Origin of the sequence: Dorea sp. OM07-5, assembly GCF_003481355.1 — a bacterium.
Taxonomy (GTDB): Bacteria; Bacillota; Clostridia; order Lachnospirales; family Lachnospiraceae; genus Dorea_D; species Dorea_D hominis.
In genome coordinates this window covers 141,955-161,039 of sequence record NZ_QUKZ01000008.1, presented here as the reverse complement: position 1 = coordinate 161,039, position 19,085 = coordinate 141,955, and the positions used below count along the sequence as shown (strand labels likewise).

Annotated in this window: 9 protein-coding genes; all 9 read left to right on the top strand. The window is 40.9% G+C overall.

The window, feature by feature from the left end; genetic code table 11:
• The first annotated feature begins 62 nt into the window (after positions 1-62).
• The 9 genes from DXC04_RS09720 (at position 63) to DXC04_RS09685 (ending at position 18,924) form a co-directional block, all read left to right on the top strand.
• The gene (locus tag DXC04_RS09720; protein ID WP_243059847.1) at positions 63-557 is read left to right on the top strand and encodes a hypothetical protein; all 495 of its coding nucleotides are present in this window, start codon (positions 63-65) and stop codon (positions 555-557) included.
• A gap of 35 nt (positions 558-592) precedes the next feature.
• Positions 593-1,585 (top strand): helix-turn-helix transcriptional regulator, encoded by a 993-nt coding sequence (locus DXC04_RS09715; protein WP_118520615.1) that lies wholly within the window; start codon positions 593-595, stop codon positions 1,583-1,585.
• Entirely contained in the window at positions 1,575-2,207 is a 633-nt protein-coding gene (locus tag DXC04_RS09710) for a GDSL-type esterase/lipase family protein (protein ID WP_118288268.1), read from the top strand. Before DXC04_RS09715 ends, DXC04_RS09710 begins: the two co-directional genes overlap by 11 nt.
• A gap of 99 nt (positions 2,208-2,306) precedes the next feature.
• Complete coding sequence (locus tag DXC04_RS09705) at positions 2,307-4,772, top strand: leucine-rich repeat protein (RefSeq protein ID WP_118660925.1); 2,466 nt, start codon at positions 2,307-2,309, stop codon at positions 4,770-4,772.
• 204 nt (positions 4,773-4,976) lie between these two features.
• The gene (locus DXC04_RS15545) at positions 4,977-5,132 is read left to right on the top strand and encodes a hypothetical protein (protein WP_021859627.1); all 156 of its coding nucleotides are present in this window, start codon (positions 4,977-4,979) and stop codon (positions 5,130-5,132) included.
• 305 nt (positions 5,133-5,437) lie between these two features.
• Positions 5,438-6,553 (top strand): hypothetical protein, encoded by a 1,116-nt coding sequence (locus tag DXC04_RS09700; protein ID WP_118660924.1) that lies wholly within the window; start codon positions 5,438-5,440, stop codon positions 6,551-6,553.
• Positions 6,436-18,396 carry an MBG domain-containing protein gene (locus DXC04_RS09695; RefSeq protein WP_118660923.1) on the top strand — a complete coding sequence of 3,987 codons (11,961 nt, stop codon included), beginning with the start codon at positions 6,436-6,438 and terminating at the stop codon, positions 18,394-18,396. The genes DXC04_RS09700 and DXC04_RS09695 overlap by 118 nt, the downstream gene beginning before the upstream one ends.
• Positions 18,397-18,426: 30 nt before the next feature.
• The gene (locus DXC04_RS09690; protein ID WP_021860260.1) at positions 18,427-18,687 is read left to right on the top strand and encodes a hypothetical protein; all 261 of its coding nucleotides are present in this window, start codon (positions 18,427-18,429) and stop codon (positions 18,685-18,687) included.
• Between the two features lie 15 nt (positions 18,688-18,702).
• Positions 18,703-18,924, top strand: a complete 222-nt coding sequence (locus DXC04_RS09685) for a hypothetical protein (RefSeq protein WP_021860261.1) — start codon at positions 18,703-18,705, stop codon at positions 18,922-18,924.
• The last annotated feature ends 161 nt before the right edge of the window (positions 18,925-19,085 follow it).

The following is a 19,085-nucleotide window of genomic DNA, read 5'->3' as shown; positions in this document are numbered from 1 at the left end:
CGTTCTTGAAAGAGGAAGAACCGGAGTATAACCAGAAGGAGCCGAAAGAGCATTATAGGGAAATGATACGAAAAGATATGATTGAGATAACAGGTCCATTTTATGCGGATGAAAGTGAAGAAGATAAGAAATTGTTTTATATATGTGCACTAATCGATTATATTGCGAGAAAAACAAAGAATAAAAGAAGTGTGATCGTGGATGTTTTAGGGCAGGAACGAATTGGAAGAGCCGGAGAGTTAGCTGATTTTTATGGCAACAGTAATTTGGAAGAAGTATGCAGAGTGTTAATGAAAGAATCCCAGATTGAGCCGGGCGATTTTGATAATGTCGGAGCGTGTCAATATGATATTCCGTCACACTGGGATATTGGAAGAGTGTATAAGAGATTGATTAAACAGGTAGTGAAAGTAAAAAATGTAGATGAAGTGGATGCAATTTTTGAGGTGTATCATTCATTTATCAGTGATAAAATAGATGATTATAACAGTATCGTTTATTGTGAAAATCCGGATTATATTTTTGAGGCTTTTATGACTGATAAGTTGCCGGATTAAATCATTTTCACAAAAGAATCAAGGGAGAGAGCGCAATGCCAAAAGGAACGAATCAGAAATTCAAACTCTATCGTCTGGCGCAGATCATGCTGGAGCGGACAGATGAAGAGCATTATATTACAATGCCGGAGATCATGGAGGCACTGAAAGAATACGATATCACTGCGGAGCGTAAGAGCATTTACGCGGATCTCAGGGATCTGGAGACATTTGGGATCGATGTGGAGGGAGAACAGGTCGGAAACCGTTATCACTATCATGTGGTGAACCGCCCATTTGAGATGCCGGAGCTGAAGCTTCTGGTGGATGCGATTCAGTCTTCCAAATTCATTACCGCAAGAAAGACGAATGATCTGATTCGCAAACTGGAGACGTTTGTCAGCAGATACGATGCCATGAAATTGCAGAGGCAGGTATATGTCTCCGGACGGATCAAGACGATGAATGAGAGTATCTATTATACTGTAGACGAGATCCATAATGCGATTTCCGAAAATAAAAAGATCTGTTTTCAATATTTCCAGTGGAATGTGAAGAAGGAAATGGAACTGCGCCATGGTGGAGCATATTATCGTATCAGTCCGTGGGGTCTGTCCTGGGATGATGAGAACTATTATCTGGTTGGTTATGATTCAGATGCGCAGATGATCAAGCATTACCGGGTGGATAAGATGCTGAATCTTCGGATGATAGATGAGCGTCGGGAGGGCAGAGATCACTTTAAGAAGCTGGACATGGCAGATTATGCGAAGAAGAGTTTCGGGATGTACGGTGGAAAAGAGCAGGATGTGAAAATGCTGGTGGAAAATCATCTGGCGGGCGTTATGATTGACCGCTTTGGCAAGGATATTATGATGGTGCCGGTGGATAAGGAGCATTTCTCTGTGAAAGTACAGGTGCATGTCAGCAGGCAGTTCCTTGGCTGGGTGATCTCGCTTGGCGAGGGTATTAAGATCATCGGACCGGATGAAGTGGCAGGACAGATGAAGCAGGAGATTAAGAGGCTTGTGGAGCAGTATGGAGAATAAGATGGCAGGAACGATCATTTGTTACGGAGATTCGAACACGTTCGGGTATGATTCCCGCATGGGTACAGAAGGAAGATTTCCGAAAGAGATAAGATGGACGGGAATTCTGGATGACAGAACAGAATACAAAGTGAAAAATCATGGAATCTGCGGAAGATGTATTCCGGAGATGACAGGACAGATGGATTTTATTTGCAAACAGATCAAATCCTGGGCAAAAAAAGCTGCACCGATATGGTTGTTTCTTATGCTCGGGACGAATGATATCCTGAATGCGGCAGAACCATCGGCAGAAAAGACTGCAGAGAAAATGAAGCATTTTCTGGAAAGATTACAGGAAACGCCGGAAGTAAGTGAGGGCAAAATAGAATTATGTCTGCTTGTCCCGCCGATGATGAAGCGTGGCTCGTGGGTTTCGGATGACCGGATTGTGACAGAATCACAGAAGATTGGCGAATTGTACGGGGCATTAGCAGAGCAGCTTGGCATTAAATGCATAAATTGCGGTAAATGGGAGCTGCCGCTTCTATATGACGGTGTGCATTTGTCTGAGGAAGGACATGCGGAATTCGCGGAAAAGCTGATATCGGAGCCGGAGGCTTTTGAATTGGGAATTATATAATAGATGTATGCAGTAAAGAAAATAATGAAATTAGTAGAAGGGACAGTTCATAATAAAAGGTTATCTATAAATACATTGCAGTAGGATGGAGGAGAGCAAATGAAAAAGAAACGATTAGAAGGTGTGCTCCTGGCGTTTGCGGTGGCGGTGTCCACGGTATTTGCGCCGGTGAATGTGGCAGCTGCTGACAGCGTGGAGAGTAAGAGTGTGACGTTGCAGGATTCTGCAAAGGATCAGAACGGAAAACAGACAGAAAAATCGGGAAAATATGTGTTGAAAGATAAGAAAAAGAAGGCTGCCGGTGTTCGTACACGGGCAGCAAGTGTAGATTCCATGACATATGACTGGGATGACACCACGCAGACGCTGACAGTCAGCGGAACAGGAAAAGTTGTCGGGAATTATGACACCAGTTATCCGCTGAGCGCTTATAAAAATAAGGCTCGTAAAATTATTTTACAGGATGGAATTACAGAGATTGGTACAAAGGCGTTTGCTAATTTCTCAAATTTGACAGAAGTTGATTTTCCGTCAACATTGAAGAAAATCGGGGAAGCGGCATTTTACAGATGTAGCGAACTGACAAGTGCAGAATTACCGGGGGCATTGACGACACTGTCGACAGCAGCATTTGCTGATTGCAGTGCATTTGCTGATTTAGTACTTCCGAAAAAACTGCAACAGATCGGAGATTATGCATTCCAGAATTGTGCATTGACGCAGATGACATTTCCGGCATCTGTAAACTATATATCATCACTTGCATTTTATGGATGCAGTGGATTACAGGAATTTCAGGTGGCAGCCGGAAATGCGAAATACAGTGCTTCAGAAGGTGTATTATTTGAGGCGAAGAAGACAAAGTTAGTTTTATATCCGATGGGAAGACAGGCTAAATCCTATCAAATCCCGGGTTCCGTAAAAACGATCGGAGAAAATGCATTTAACAATGCGAATGTCTCGGAAATTCTAATTCCAAAGACGGTCAGTGCGATTAATGAAGGTGCTTTTGCCAGAGCAAAAATAAAAACGTTGAATCTGCCTGGTTCCATAACAAGTCTTGGATTATATCTGTGTGAAGACTGCACGGAACTTCAGTCGGTGACGATTGGAAAAGGAATTAAGAGTCTTTCCTATAGAATGTTTTATAAGTGCAGTTCTTTAACAGAAGTATCGCTTGGCAGTACATTAAATACACTGGATAGTCTGGCATTTGCATACTGTACATCTTTACGGCAGATTACAATTCCGGACAATGTGACTCAGATTTTAAATGGATGTTTCGGAGAATGTTCTGCATTGGAAAAGATAATATTTCCAAAGAAATTAAAAGAGATCGCATTTCAGGCATTTTTAAATTGTGGAAAACTGACATCAGTGACATTCCCATCAGCGCTGGAAAAGATTAACCGGGTAGCATTTTACGGAACCGGAATTAAAAAGGTAAAGATTCCGTCCTCTGTCACTTATATCGGACCGGAAGCATTTCCGGCAGGCACAGTGATGACCGGAATAAGTGGCCTGGCAAAGATGGATGATGGTTCTTATATGAAGATGGAAAAACTGCCGGTCAAGGTGAAATATGATTACAGCGCAGCATTTGATGTTGTAAAAAGAGTAAACAGTGAGAGAAGCAAGAGAGGACTTAAGACGCTTACGATGGATAAGCGGATGATTAAGGGCTCTATGCTTCGTGCAGCGGAACTTGCGATTGCATTTTCCCATACACGTCCGTCAGGAAGAGATTTCAATACGGTTTGTTATGACAGCAAACAGGGTTATATTATGATGGGCGAGAATATTGCTGCCGGACAGACAAGCAGCAAGAGCGCCATGACTTCATGGATGAATTCGCAGGGACATAAGAAAAATATTCTTACGTCTGCTTATACGGGAATCGGCGTGGGTGCAGTTGTTGTAAACGGCGTGCATTACTGGGTACAGAATTTTTCAACGACCACAGTGCAGAAAGCATCGGCTTCTTCTTATAAGAATAAGAGTGCAAATGTAAACGTAGAGGTAACGAAAGAGCAGGACGGAAATCTGTTTTATATCAATCCGCTATATTCTTTCAGCATGAAGAAAGGAACGTCCAGAAGCATTTCTTACAGTATATTTAACAGCTTTGTAAATGTGCCGCTTGTTGCAGGCGGAATGAAATATACGGTATATACACCGTCCGTATGTAAAGTGTCAGCGTCCGGAAAAGTAACCGGATTGAAAGCAGGTAAGACAAAGATTAAAGTAGCGCCGCAAGCCGCGCCGTCTCTTGCAAAGACATTTACAGTAACGGTCAAAGGATCTTCTCTTGCAAAAGTAAGCTGGGGAAAATGCAGACGTTCTTCCAAAACAGTTCTGCTGCAGTGGAAGAAAGTGAAAGGCGCAACTGCTTATGAAATTTATCGTTACAAGAATAAAAAATGGGTGAAAGTAACAACGACAGGTAAGACATCTTACAAGTATAAAAATGCGCCGAAGAATGGTTCTTACAAAGTGCGTGCATTAAAGAAATCAGGAAATAAGAAAATATACGGTTCGTTTTCAGCAGTGAAAAAGATCAGATAAGAATCAGATAAGAGAGACAAAAAAATAAAAGCGAGGTATAAAGTCTAAGCTATTCAAATAGATTTTATACCCCGCTTTTTCTATGTTCAGCTAAAAGTATCATTCAGAGGATAAAAAAACACATTTGGGAGACATTATAAATTAGAAAAACGATTGAAAACGAGCATATTTTACCAAAATAAGGAACAAAGGAGAGAATGAAAAATGGTGGATGTAACAAATTTTGCACAGATGTTATTACCTTTTGTATTACTGGGGCAGGGAATATGGTTTCTGATAAACGGAATAGCGGAAGAGAAAAAGTGTACCAAGAATAAAGAAAAGGAAGTGGAAAAGAAGAAAGAAAAAGTTAGCGTATAATAAAAGTGTTTCCGCGAGAATAAAGAGTCCCGGATTTAATTCTGGGCTCTTTAATATTAGGTGATAAAAATGCAATAAGGCAGAAAATGTCAATTTTTAGTGAAAGAAAGTGAAAGGAATAGAACAGAAAAGTCTTTTAATTAGTAATAATGCTTTCTGAGCTATTAATCATTATATTAAGGAAAAAAAGAAAAAATGAAAAAAATAATAAAAAAATGACCCTTTTTGACGGGAACCAATGTCTTAATAAGTATACAGAGACATTTTATGTAGACTTATAGATAAAGAAGTAAGGAGGAACACGTATGAAGAAGACAAGACGCTGGTTGGCGATGCTTCTCGCTGTAGTTTTAGTCAGTTCGAATGTAATCTATCAGCTTGGCACCAATATGAGTGCAAGTGAATCGGACAGTACAACGGAAGCACAGCAACAGGACGATTCTGCTGAGGAGAAAGCACAGCAGGAGGCGGCTTCGAATGCACACAAAAAAGACTCAGGAGAAGCCAAAGTTCAGGAGGTGAATACGGAGGAAGATAAGAATACTTCGGACACTTCCAAGAAGACTCAGGTTACAGAAAAAACTGAGAAAAAGCAGGAGCAGACAGCAAAGAAAGCTGATACTGCAAAGAAAGCAGACACTGCAAAGAAAGCAGATGCAAGCTCCGGCGATACAAAGAAAGATTCCGAGGAGAAAGCCTATAAAGCTACAATCCAGAAATCAAAACTGGATGGCGGCGATATTAAAGCATGGGGCTCTGACGGAAAGAAAGAGACTGTTGCTTACGCAGACAGCAAATATATGAAAGAAGTAAAAGAAGGCGACTCTTTTAATTTTGAGATCACTGTAAAGAATTCTTTCAAGCTGGACAAAGTAACAGATCAAAATAATAATACGATCCAACCGAAGAAGGTGGATGGAAATGTTTATACATACAAAATTGCTGATGTAAAATCAGATAAGACATTTCATGTATTATATAAGGAAGAAACTAATTCAGACAAATCCAAAACAGATGTGAACAAGTCTGGTGACAACAAGAAGGATGATGCTGATGCATCTGACGATGGGGAGTCAGACTCGAAAGCGAACGAGGATAAGAACGTATCTGCAGCATCTGAAAAAGGTAAGATCGCGACAGTAGCGGATACAGATACTACTCAAACAATCCGAGTTGGGCAGACAGTGACATTGGATTCAAGCGATCAGGACAGGTATAATTTTTATACTCATAACTGGACTGTTGCAGATAAAAATAAAGTTAGATTAGAAGCGAATAGTGGCGTAAGTATTGAAGGACAGGATTGCAGGAAGGGACAACAACTGTTACAGATACATATTCATGGGGGAATAGGCAACAATACACAAAAAAATATACGATCACTGTTCGTTCAGCCGTATTACCAACAGCAATCGCAATAACCGGAGCAGATAAAGTTACACAGTTCAAGACGATCAATCTTGGTTATACACTGACACCTTCCAATGCATCAGGCAAGGTTCAGTGGAGTTCATCCAACGAACAGATTCTGACAGTTGACTCCAACGGAACAGTCAGTGGTTTACGTCAGGGAACGGCTAATGTTACAGCAAGTGTTCAGGGCAGCAACGATACTGCAATCACTGCAACAAAGACGATCAAGGTTGTAGCAAACACACAATCAACAGATAGCGCAATCGTTTACTATCTGTTAGATCCTACAAAAGATGCAAACTCCAATGATTCAGGTAACTGGGGACCTGCATATGGAACCGCTACAGTGAATGTAACGAATGCTACATGGACAAATGACAAAAACTGTTTTGATAACGTCGATCAGCGTGTTGTATCATGGCCGAACGGAACAAATGTAGTTACGAGAGGTTCAGATGCATGGACTCAGATATTTAACAATTATAAATCTTCTATTCAGAATCAGCTTGGTGTAACTATCACCGAAGATGATGTAGAAGAGATCACATTGGTTCCGGCAAAGATTTCAAGAAATAATGGAACAAACCCGGACAAACATCTGGACTGTAATGTAAATATCAGATGTAAGAATGTTGCGACAGTAAAATATTATCTGTATGATGCCGGCGGTACAAACTTTAATATGTTAGGTTCCAAGAACTATGTGATTAACGGAACATCCACAACAAAACCGGGTGATGTTACTTCACAGCGGTTTCCGACAACAAAGACAGTTAATGGTGTAACATATACATTCTCCGGATGGTATACCAATCGGGAACTTACAGAGGCAGCACCTGCTTTCCCGGCAAAGGTTACAACATCAATTACTTACTATGCAAAATATGTTGCCGGATATCAGGTTATGTACGATCTGGCAGGTGGAAGTTTTTCTGACGGCTCAACAAGTGCAACAGAAAAACACGATGAAGGTACAAACGTAGTTGTAAGAACAGAACCTAAACGTAAAGGTTATACATTTACAGGCTGGACAGTTGAAGGACTGGATGTGTCTACTATTAATAGTGGAGATAATTTCAAGATGCCGGGCAACACTGTAAAACTTACGGCAAACTGGAAAGCTAAAAATATTAAAGATTACGTTTCCTTAACAACGAAAAATGTAACAAAAAAATATGACGGACAGCCGCTTCAGGCAGGACAAGCTACTGCGGCAGCAAAAGCAGGAAAAGATAATAAGGATATTGGAAATCTCAAGATTGAATATCAGATTCCTGGCACAGATACATGGACAACCGATCTCAGCAAGATTACAGCAACAAATGTATCTGAAAGTACTACCGTGAAGGTCCGCGTGACAAGCGATGATCTGCTCGGTGAATTAACCGGTACAGAGAAACTGACGATCACAAAGAGAGATGTAACACTGACATCTGCAAGTGATGAGAAAGTTTACGACGGACAGTCGCTTACAAACCATAACGTAGCAGTAAGCGGAGACGGATTTGTTAATGGCGAAGGTGCGACATACGCCGTAACCGGAACGATTACAAACGTAGGTGAGAAAGATAATGCATTCACCTATGAGCTGAATGATAATACAAAAGCCGGAAACTACAACATTACTTCTGAAACCGGTACGCTCAAAGTTACTCCGGTAACGACGGAAGTAAAAGTTAAAATTACAGGACATCAGAATGCAGTAACTTATGATGGAACAGAGCATACAGTTACAGGATATGATGTAACAGAAATCAGTAATGAACTTTACACAGCAAATGATTTCACCTTCAGCGGAAAAGCAGAAGCAGCCGGAACGGATGCGGCTACTTATCCGATGGGACTTAAGACATCCCAGTTCAAGAATAAGAATGCGAACTTTACAAAAGTAACATTTGAAGTAGTAGACGGAAGTCTTACAATCAATCCTCGTAACGTGACACTGACATCTGCAACAGACAGTAAAGTTTACGACAAGAATCCGCTGACAAATGATACGATTACAGTCGGTGGTGACAAATTTGTTGAAGGCGAAGGTGCAACTTATGATGTAACCGGAAGCCAGACAGATGTCGGAACAAGTGATAATACATTTAGTTACAAATTAAAAGACGGCACAAAAGCCGGAAACTACAACATCAGTAAGGCAGAAGGTAAATTAACTGTAACAGCAGACGAGAATGAAATCGTTGTTAATATCGTAGGTAATACAAAGACTGAGAAATACAATGGTAAAGAACAGTCTGTAACAGATTACACAGTTGAAAGCATCCAGAGCAATGGAAAAGCTTACAGCAAATATACAAAAGACGATTTCTCGTTCAGTGGAAAAGCAGAAGCAAAAGGAACAGATGCACGTTCTTATAAAATGGGTCTTACAAAAGATCAGTTTAAGAATACAAATAAGAACTTTACAAAAGTAACATTTGTAGTTACAGATGGTAAGCTTACTATTGAGAAACGCAATGTTACATTAACATCTGCGGATGCTACCAAAGAGTATGACGGTACTCCACTTACAAGTAATGAGATTACAGTTGGCGGCGAAGACGGATTTGTCGGTGACGAAGGTGTTACTTATACAATAACCGGAGCACAGACAGCAGTCGGAAGTAGCGCGAACAGCTTTACTTACATTGCCAAAGACGGAACAAACCTTGAAAACTACAACATTACAAAGACAGAAGGTACATTAACTGTTAAAAAGAATGACACTCTGGAAGTAACTGTTTACATTACCGGACATACAGATTCTAAGATGTATAACGGTAAAGAACAGTTCGTAACAGATTATGATGTAACGACAAGTAATGATCTGTATACAACAAATGATTTCGAGTTCAAGGGAACAGCAAAAGCGGCTGGAACAGATGCCGGTGACTATGCAATGGGATTGAAAGAATCCGATTTCACAAACACCAGCAAGAACTTCAGCAAAGTGAAATTCGTAGTTAAAGATGGAAATCTCACAATTACGAAGAGAAACGTTACGTTAAAAACTGCGGATGCTGAGAAGGTATATGACGGAACAGCATTAACCAAAGATGGCGTGACAGTTGGCGGTGATGGATTTGTCAAGGGTGAAGGTGCGACATATAATGTAACCGGAACCATTACAAATGTAGGTGAAAAACCAAACGCATTTACTTACAAGCTGAAGGATAATACAAAAGCTAAGAACTACAATATCACGGAAACACCTGGCACTTTGAAAGTAACACCGGTAACAGATAAAGTTACAGTAACAATCAAAGAAAATGACAAGAGTGCGAAGTATGACGGTAACGAACATACAGATTCCGGATATACAGTGAAGAGCATCAGCAATGAGCTGTACAGCATAGATGACTTTACATTCAGCGGAACAGCAGAAGTCAAAGGAACAGATGCCGGAACATACGATATGAATGTAGAGGCAACAGACTTTACAAATACGAGCAACAACTTTACAAATGTAGAATTTGTTGTGGAAGATGGTCAGCTGATTATCAGCAAGAGAAACGTTACTTTAACATCCGGATCAGATGAGAAAGTATACGACGGAACGCCATTAACAAAAAATAAAGTAACAGTAAGCGGAGACGGATTTGTCGAGGGCGAAGGTGCAGAATACAACGTAACCGGAAGCCAGACAAAAGCCGGAAACAGTGACAATGAATTTGCTTACACACTGAAAGACAATACGAAGAAAGACAACTACAACATTACAGTTGTAAAAGGAACACTTACAGTTACCCAGGATAAGAACGAAGTTGTTGTAACAATCACAGGTCATACGAACAGTGCAAAATATGATGGCAAAGATCACACAGCAGAAGGATATGACGTAAGCATTAATAATAAGAAGTATCACGCATCTGATTTCACATTCAAGGGAACAGATAACGTTACGAAGAAAGATGCCGGAACATATCCGATGGGACTGAAAGAGTCTGACTTTGTAAATAACAGTACAGATTTTGAAAAAGTAACATTCGTAGTTACAGACGGAAGTCTTACGATTGAAAAGAGAACCGTTACTTTAGGATCTGCAACAGCAAGCAAAGTATATGATGGAACAGCTCTGACAAGCAAAAACATTACTGTTGGCGGCGACGGATTTGCAGCAGGTGAAGGTGCAACTTATGACGTAACCGGAAGCCAGACAGCAGTCGGAAGCAGCGATAATACATTTACTTATGAGCTTAACAAGAATACAAAAGCAGGTAACTACACGATTACAACGTCTGTTGGAACACTGACAGTTACACCGCAGAGTATTACACCAGATCCGGATCCGGAAAATCCAGATTCTTACAAAGGCATTACGATCAATGATCCATCCGATCACATTTACGATGGTGAAGCACACAAATGGGCGCCGGAAGTAAAAGACAAAGATGGAAATGTTTTGAAAGAAGGAACTGATTACGAAGTAAGTTATGACAAAGATAACTTTACGGATGTATCAACAATTAAAGTAACAATCAAAGGAAAAGGTAACTACACAGGAACGGTTACAAAAGAGTATAAGATCACACCTAGACCGGTAACACTGACATCAGCAGATGCGAAGAAAGTCTATGACGGTAAAGCATTAACGAAGGAAGAAGTTGTTGCAAGCAGAGGTGAGAACGAAGGATTCGTTGGAAACGACGGAGCAGACTACAATGTAACCGGAACACAGACCGTTGTGGGAACAAGCAAGAACACATTTGGTTATACACTTAAGAGTGGAACACTTGCAAAGAATTATGCGATCACAAAGGTAGAAGGAACTCTGGAAGTAACACCGGTAACAGACAAAGTTACAGTAACTATCCAGGAGAACAGCGGTAAGTTCACTTATGACGGAACAGAGAAGACCGTAAAAGGATATGAAGTAGAAAGCATCAGCAATAAATTGTACTCTGAAAATGATTTCTCATTCAGTGGTAAGGATACAGTGAAGGGAACAGATGCCGGAACTTATGATATGGAACTTACAGCAAAAGATTTTGCTAACAACAATGCAAACTTCAGCAATGTCGAATTTATCATCAAAGACGGCACACTGAAGATCGACAAGAAAGATGTCACCCTGACTTCTGCATCCGCAACAAAGATGTATGACGGTAAGGCACTGACAAAAGATAAGGTAACAGCAGAAGGCTTTGTTGGAAACGACGGAGCAACATACAACGTAACCGGAAGTCAGTCAGAAGTAGGTAAGAGTGATAACACATTTACATACGAACTGAAGAAAGGAACAAATCCGGATAACTACAATATTAAGACTGTAAATGGTGAACTCGAAGTAACACCATCTGACCAGAAAGTTGTAGTTACGATCAAAGAAAACAGTGGAAAAGAGACATACGACGGAACAGAAAAGACCGTAACCGGTTACACTGTTGAAAATATCAGCAGCAAACTTCCGTATGCAGAGAAAGACTTCGAGTTTAACGGCGATGCAACTGTGAAGGGAACAAACGCCGGAACTTATAACATGGAGTTGAAACCGGGAGATTTCAAGAACATTAACAAGAACTTCAGTAATGTATCCTTCGAGATCATCGACGGAACACTGACGATCGACAAACGTGACGTTACACTGACAAGTGCAAGTGACAGCAAAGCATATGACGGTAAGGCACTGACAAAAGATGAAGTAACAGCAGAAGGCTTTGTTGGAAATGACGGAGCAACATACAACGTAACCGGAAGCCAGACAGAAGTAGGTTCAAGTGATAACACATTTACATACGAACTGAACAAAGGTACAAACAAAGACAACTACAACATCAAGACTGTAAACGGTAAACTGACCGTAACAGAAAATGCAGATGAAGTAGTCGTAACAATTACAGAGAAGAGTGGCACTGCTAAATACGATGGTAAAGAACATACTGTAAAAGGCTATGATGTAACAAATATCAGCAACAAGCTTTACACAGAGAAAGACTTTACATTCAGCGGAGACGCAACAGTCAAAGGAACAAATGCCGGAACTTACAATATGGAAGTGAAAGCAGGCGACTTCAAGAATACGAATAAGAACTTCAGCAAAGTGAAATTCGTCATTGTAGATGGAACATTAACCATCGAAAAACGTACAGTGATCATGACGAGTGCATCCCAGAATAAAGTATATGATGGTAAAGCACTGACAAACAAAGACGTAACCGAAACAGGTGATGGATTTGTTAAGGGCGAGGGAGCATCCTACGATGTAACCGGAAGCCAGACAAATGTAGGTAAGAGTGACAATGAATTTACTTACAAACTGAACAAAGATACAAGCAAAGATAACTACACGATCGAAACGAACAAAGGTACATTGGAAGTTACACCTGTAACAACAGCCGTAAAAGTTACGATCAAAGAAAATGGTGGCACATTCAAGTACGATGGAGAGAAGAAGACAGTAACTGGTTATACCGTGAAAGCAATCACTAATCCATTGTATACAGAAGATGACTTTACATTCGGTGGAACAGCAAGTGTAGAAGGAACAAATGCCGGAACATACGATATGGAAGTGAAGGCAGCAGACTTCAAGAACATCAGCAAGAACTTTACAAATGTTACATTTGAAGTAGAAGATGACCAGCTGGTAATTGAAAAACGTAAAGTAACATTAACAAGTGCAACCGACAAGAAGGTTTACGATGGAACAGCGCTGAAGAACAATGAAGTTACTGTAACAGGTGACGGATTTGCAGCAAATGAAGGTGCAGCATACGACGTAACCGGAAGCCAGACAAATGTAGGTGAAAGCGACAACGCATTTACTTACGTACTTAACAAAGGCACAGATGCCAAGAACTACGAGATCACCAAGACAGAAGGTAAGCTGACTGTTACACCGGTAAAAGACAAAGTAACTGTAGTTGTTAAGGAAAACAGCGATACAGTAAAATATGATGGAACAACCAAATCCGTAATTGGATACACGGTAAAGAGTATCAGCAATCCACTGTATCAGACAAAAGACTTCACATTTAACGGAGATGCAAGTGTAAACGGAACAGATGCCGGAACATACGATATGGAAGTGAAAGCATCCGATTTCGCAAACATCAGCAAGAACTTCACAAATGTTGAGTTCAAAGTAGAAGATGGCACACTGACCATTGAAAAACGTAAAGTAACATTGACAAGTGCAAGCGACGAGAAAGTTTACGATGGCAAAGCACTGACAAATGCTCAGGTAGATGTAGGTGGAGATGGATTTGCAACAGGCGAAGGAGCATCCTATGATGTAACCGGAAGTCAGACAAATGTAGGTTCAAGCGACAACACATTTACATATGAATTGAATTCTGGAACAAACAGTAAGAACTACACAATTACAACAAAAGAAGGAACGTTAAAGGTAACACCTGTAACAGATTCCGTTGTTGTAAAAGTAAAAGAAAACAGTGGCACAGAGAAATACGATGGAACGAAGAAGACCGTCGAAGGTTATACAGTGACAAGCATCAGCAACCCGCTGTATACAGAGAAAGATTTCGAATTTAACGGAACAGCAAAAGTAAGTGGAACAAATGCCGGTGAATACGACATGGAAGTGAAAGCATCTGATTTCGCAAACATCAGCAAGAACTTCACAAATGTTACATTCGAAGTGGAAGACGGAAAACTGATCATCGAAAAGAGAAATGTCACATTAACAAGTGCAAACGACAGCAAGGCATACGACGGAAAAGCACTGAAGAACGACACAGTAACAGTAAGTGAAGATGGATTCGTAAAAGGCGAGGGAGCATCTTATGATGTAACCGGAAGCCAGACAGAAGTCGGCGAGAGCGATAACACATTTACTTACAAGCTTAATAAGGGAACAGACGAGAACAACTACAATATTAAGAAAGTAGAAGGAAAACTCGTTGTAACCGCAAGCAAAGATGAAGTAGTTGTAACAATTACAGAAAACAGTGGAACATTCAAATACGATGGAACAGAGAAATCTGTAAGCGGATATCAGGTAACAGACATCAGCAACAAGCTGTATACCGCAAATGACTTCAAGTTCAGCGGAAACGCAAGTGTGAAAGGAACAAAAGCCGGAACTTACGATATGGAAGTGAAAGCATCTGATTTCAAGAACACAAATAAGAACTTCGGCAAAGTCACATTTGTCATCGTAGATGGAACATTAACCATTGAAAAACGTAATGTAACTCTGACAAGTGCTTCTGTAAGCAAGGAGTACGATGGAACTGCACTGACAAGCAAAGATGTAACTGTAACAGGTGACGGATTTGCAGCAGGCGAAGGAGCAGCATACGATGTAACCGGAAGCCAGACAAATGTAGGTAAGAGCGATAATGAGTTTACTTACAAGCTGGACAAGGGAACAGACGCTGACAACTACGTGATCAAGACAGAAAAAGGTACTTTGGAAGTAACACCGGTTACAAGCGAAGTAGTTGTTAAGATCAAAGAAAACAGTGGCACAGAGAAATATGACGGAACAGAGAAATCTGTAAACGGATACAAAGTAACAAGCATCAGCAACAAGCTGTACACAGAAAAAGATTTCGAGTTCAGCGGAGATGCAAGCGTGAAGGGAACAGATGCCGGAACATACGATATGAATGTGAAGGCAGCAGACTTCAGAAATATCAGTAAGAACTTCAGTAAAGTGAAATTCGAAGTAGAAGACGGACAGCTCGTAATCGAGAAACGTAAAGTCACACTGACAAGTGCATCAGACGAGAAGGTTTATGACGGAACAGCACTGAAGAACAATGAAGTAACTGTTGGCGGAGACGGATTCGCGACAGGCGAAGGTGCAGCATATGACGTAACCGGAAGCCGCACAAATGTAGGTGAAAGCGACAATACATTTACTTACAAGCTGAACAAAGGCACAAAAGCCGACAACTACGATATCACAACAAAAGAAGGAACACTGAAAGTAACACCTGTAACAGATAAAGTTACAGTTAAGATCAAAGGTAACAACGATAAGTTCAAATATGACGGAAGCAAGAAGACTGTTGAAGGCTACAAAGTAGTTGATATCAGCAACAAGCTGTACACGGAGAAAGATTTCGAGTTCAGCGGAACAGATAAAGTGAGCGGAACAGATGCAGGCTCTTACGACATGGGTATGACAGCAGGAGATTTCGCAAACATTAGCAAGAATTTTGCAAATGTTGTATTTGAAGTAGAAGATGGACAGCTGGTAATTGAAAAACGTAAAGTAACGATGACCAGTGACTCCGGAAGCAAAGCTTACGATGGTGAAGCACTTACCAAGAAGCATGTAACAGAGAGCGAAGATGGATTCGTGAAGGGCGAAGGAGCAGCATACGATGTAACCGGAAGCCAGTTATATGTAGGTGAGAGTGATAACGAATTTACTTATAAACTGAACAAAGGAACGAAGGCCGATAACTACGACATCACAGTTGTAAAAGGAAAGCTGACCGTAACTGCAAGCAAGGAAGAAGTAGTCGTAACGATCACAGAAAACAGTGGAACATACAAATACGATGGAACAGAAAAATCCGTAACAGGATACAAAGTAACAAGCATCAACAATAAGCTGTACAGCAAAGATGATTTCGAGTTTAGTGGAAATGATAAAGTAAGCGGAACAGATGCAGGATCTTATGATATGAATCTGAAAGCTTCAGATTTCAAGAACACAAATAAGAACTTCGACAATGTGAAATTCGTCATCGTAGATGGAACACTGACCATCGAGAAACGTAAAGTAACAATGACCAGTGAAGATGCTGGCAAGACATATGACGGAACCGCGCTGACAAATAAAACTGTAAATGAAAGCGGAGACGGATTCGCAGAAGGCGAAGGTGCAACATATGATGTAACCGGAACTCAGACAAATGCAGGTTCAAGTGATAACACATTTACCTACAAACTGAACAAGGGAACAAAGGTTGACAACTATATCATCGAGACAAAAGAAGGTAAGCTGACAGTCACACCGGTAACTGCAGAAGTTACAGTAAATATTAAAGAGCACAGCGGTAAGAAACTGTATAACGGCAGCGAACAGAGCGTAAGCGGCTATGATGTAACAAATATCAGCAATGCACTGTACAAAGTAAAAGACTTTGAATTCGGCGGAAATGATACGGTAAGTGGAACAAATGCCGGAAGCTATGAGATGAACATTACACCGGCAGACTTCAAGAACATCAGCAAGAACTTTACAAATGTCAAATTCGTGATCGAAGATGGCAAGCTGGTAATCGAGAAGAGAAATGTCACACTGACATCCGCATCCGAGGAAAAAGTTTATGACGGAAAAGCATTGACAAATGATACAGTGAAAGTAAGCGGAGATGGATTTGTACTTGGTGAGGGCGCAACATACAGCGTAACCGGAAGCCAGTTGGATGCAGGCGAAAGCGATAATGCATTTACATACAAACTGTTTGACAATACAAGCGCTGATAACTACATCATTAAGACAGAAAAAGGTAAATTAAAAGTTACACCGGTAACAGACGAAGTAGTCGTAACAGTCAAAGGAAACAGCAAAGATGCAACTTACGACGGCGACGAAAAGACAGCAGAAGGTTATAAAGTAACAGACATCAGCAACAGCCTGTACACAGACAATGATTTCACATTTACAGGTGATGCAAGCGTGAAAGCAACAGATGCCGGACAGTACTGGATGGATGTGAAGTCTTCCGACTTTACAAATATCAGTAAGAACTTCACAAATGTCAGATTCGTATTTGAAAATGGTGTGCTGACGATCGGAAAGAGAAATGTGATCCTCACATCTGCATCCGACAGCAAAGCATACGATGGCAAACCTTTAACAAATGATGAGGTAACCGTAGGCGGAGAAGGATTTGCGAAGGGCGAAGGCGCAGCATACGATGTAACCGGAAGCCAGTTAAATGTCGGAACCAGCGACAACACATTTACTTATGAACTGAATGCCAATACAAAGGCTGACAACTACAACATTGAATTAGTAGAAGGAAAGCTTACTGTAACCGCAGATGAAAATGAAGTTGTTGTAACAATCACTGAGAACAGAGGAAACAAGAAGTACGACGGACGTGCACACAGTGTAAGCGGATACAAAGTAACTGATATCAGCAACAAGCTGTACACAGCAGATGACTTCAAGTTTAACGGTGATGCAACAGTGAAGGGAACAGATGCCGGAACATACGACATGGATGTGAAAGCAGATGATTTCGAAAATGTAAATAACAACTTTGCGAAAGTAACATTCGTGATCATCGATGGTAAACTTACAATCGAGAAACGTGATGTAACACTGACAAGTGTGGATGCAAGCAAGGTTTACGATGGAACTGCACTGACGAGCAAGAAAGTAACTGTAAGCGGAGAAGGATTTGCGAAGGGTGAAGGAGCTACATACGATGTAACCGGAACACGGACCAATACCGGAACCAGCAAGAATACATTTACTTACACATTGAAGAATGGAACAAAAGCAGCAAACTACAACATTAAGAAGGTAGAAGGTAAGCTGACAATTACAGCGGCACCGGTAACACCATCGAATACGCAGAATACGCCGGCAAACCCGACACCACAGAACAGAAATGTTGTTCAGAGAGTTGTAACTTCTGTAAGAAACGTACCTTCAAGAATCGCAAGAGCAGTACAGGAAACAGGCGCGAAGGTTCGTGAGTTAGTAAATGCAGGCGATAACAATGTACCACTTGGAAACCAGAAATTGGATGACCATAAGTGTTGTGTACTCCATTTCCTGATTATGTTGTTAACAGCAATCCTGTATGGATTCTTTACACATAACCTGAAGAAACGTCAGAAGAAGTTATTCGAAGTGAGAGAGGAACTTGATACCGAACTTGCAAAGAGAGGACTTCCAACGACGAAAGAGCAGAAGCAACAGTAGAAAATGTAGCAGGAAAAGGAGGTAAAACATATGCGTTATTATGAATTTGTGCATAACTTAGGAATACATTCCTGGGATATACCGGCACTGATCGTTGCAGTTATACTGGTTGTCATGATCCTGGTACATCACCGGAATCAGAAGAAACGATTAAATGACTTTGAGGATGACCTGGATCAGAAGATCCAGGAAATCCGCGAAGAGATGGCAGAAAACCAGCCGGAAATGGCAGCAGGTGAAACTGTACAGGCAGGAGAAGCAGTTCAGGCAAATGGAACTGCCAAAGTATAAAAAGGAGGTAAGCAGATGAGATATATTATCGAACATACAAAGCTCGGCTTTGACTGGCTCGACCTCCTGGCACTGATCATTCTGCTTGTAGTAGTGATCGTGTGGGCGGTAAGACGCCATAATTTAAAAAGCGAACAGAAAGATCTGGAAGATCAGTTGTCTGACTTGTATGCAGATGATTCTCTGGACGCAGAAGAAGCGGATGGAGAGGAAGCTGACAGTTCTGACGCAGATTAGGCAGAGAGACTGGATCAAAGCAAAACTGCTCAGATGAGAAGTGATTAAATTATAAGTAGACATGTCTGAGTGAGTAAAGTGAAAAAAGAGGCGTTGTTTTTGTGGCGGGAGATCCGCTGCAGAGCAGCGCTTTTTTTGATTATAGCATCCGAAGGAAGATG

Excerpts from the sequence above, each read along its gene's own strand:
- DXC04_RS09705 (WP_118660925.1), top strand. The coding sequence starts at position 2,307 with ATGAAAAAGAAACGATTAGAAGGTGTGCTCCTGGCGTTTGCGGTGGCG.
- DXC04_RS09715 (WP_118520615.1), top strand. The coding sequence starts at position 593 with ATGCCAAAAGGAACGAATCAGAAATTCAAACTCTATCGTCTGGCGCAG.
- DXC04_RS09685 (WP_021860261.1), top strand. The coding sequence starts at position 18,703 with ATGAGATATATTATCGAACATACAAAGCTCGGCTTTGACTGGCTCGAC.
- DXC04_RS09710 (WP_118288268.1), top strand. The coding sequence starts at position 1,575 with ATGGAGAATAAGATGGCAGGAACGATCATTTGTTACGGAGATTCGAAC.
- DXC04_RS09720 (WP_243059847.1), top strand. The coding sequence starts at position 63 with ATGATACGAAAAGATATGATTGAGATAACAGGTCCATTTTATGCGGAT.
- DXC04_RS09700 (WP_118660924.1), top strand. The coding sequence starts at position 5,438 with ATGAAGAAGACAAGACGCTGGTTGGCGATGCTTCTCGCTGTAGTTTTA.
- DXC04_RS09690 (WP_021860260.1), top strand. The coding sequence starts at position 18,427 with ATGCGTTATTATGAATTTGTGCATAACTTAGGAATACATTCCTGGGAT.
- DXC04_RS15545 (WP_021859627.1), top strand. The coding sequence starts at position 4,977 with ATGGTGGATGTAACAAATTTTGCACAGATGTTATTACCTTTTGTATTA.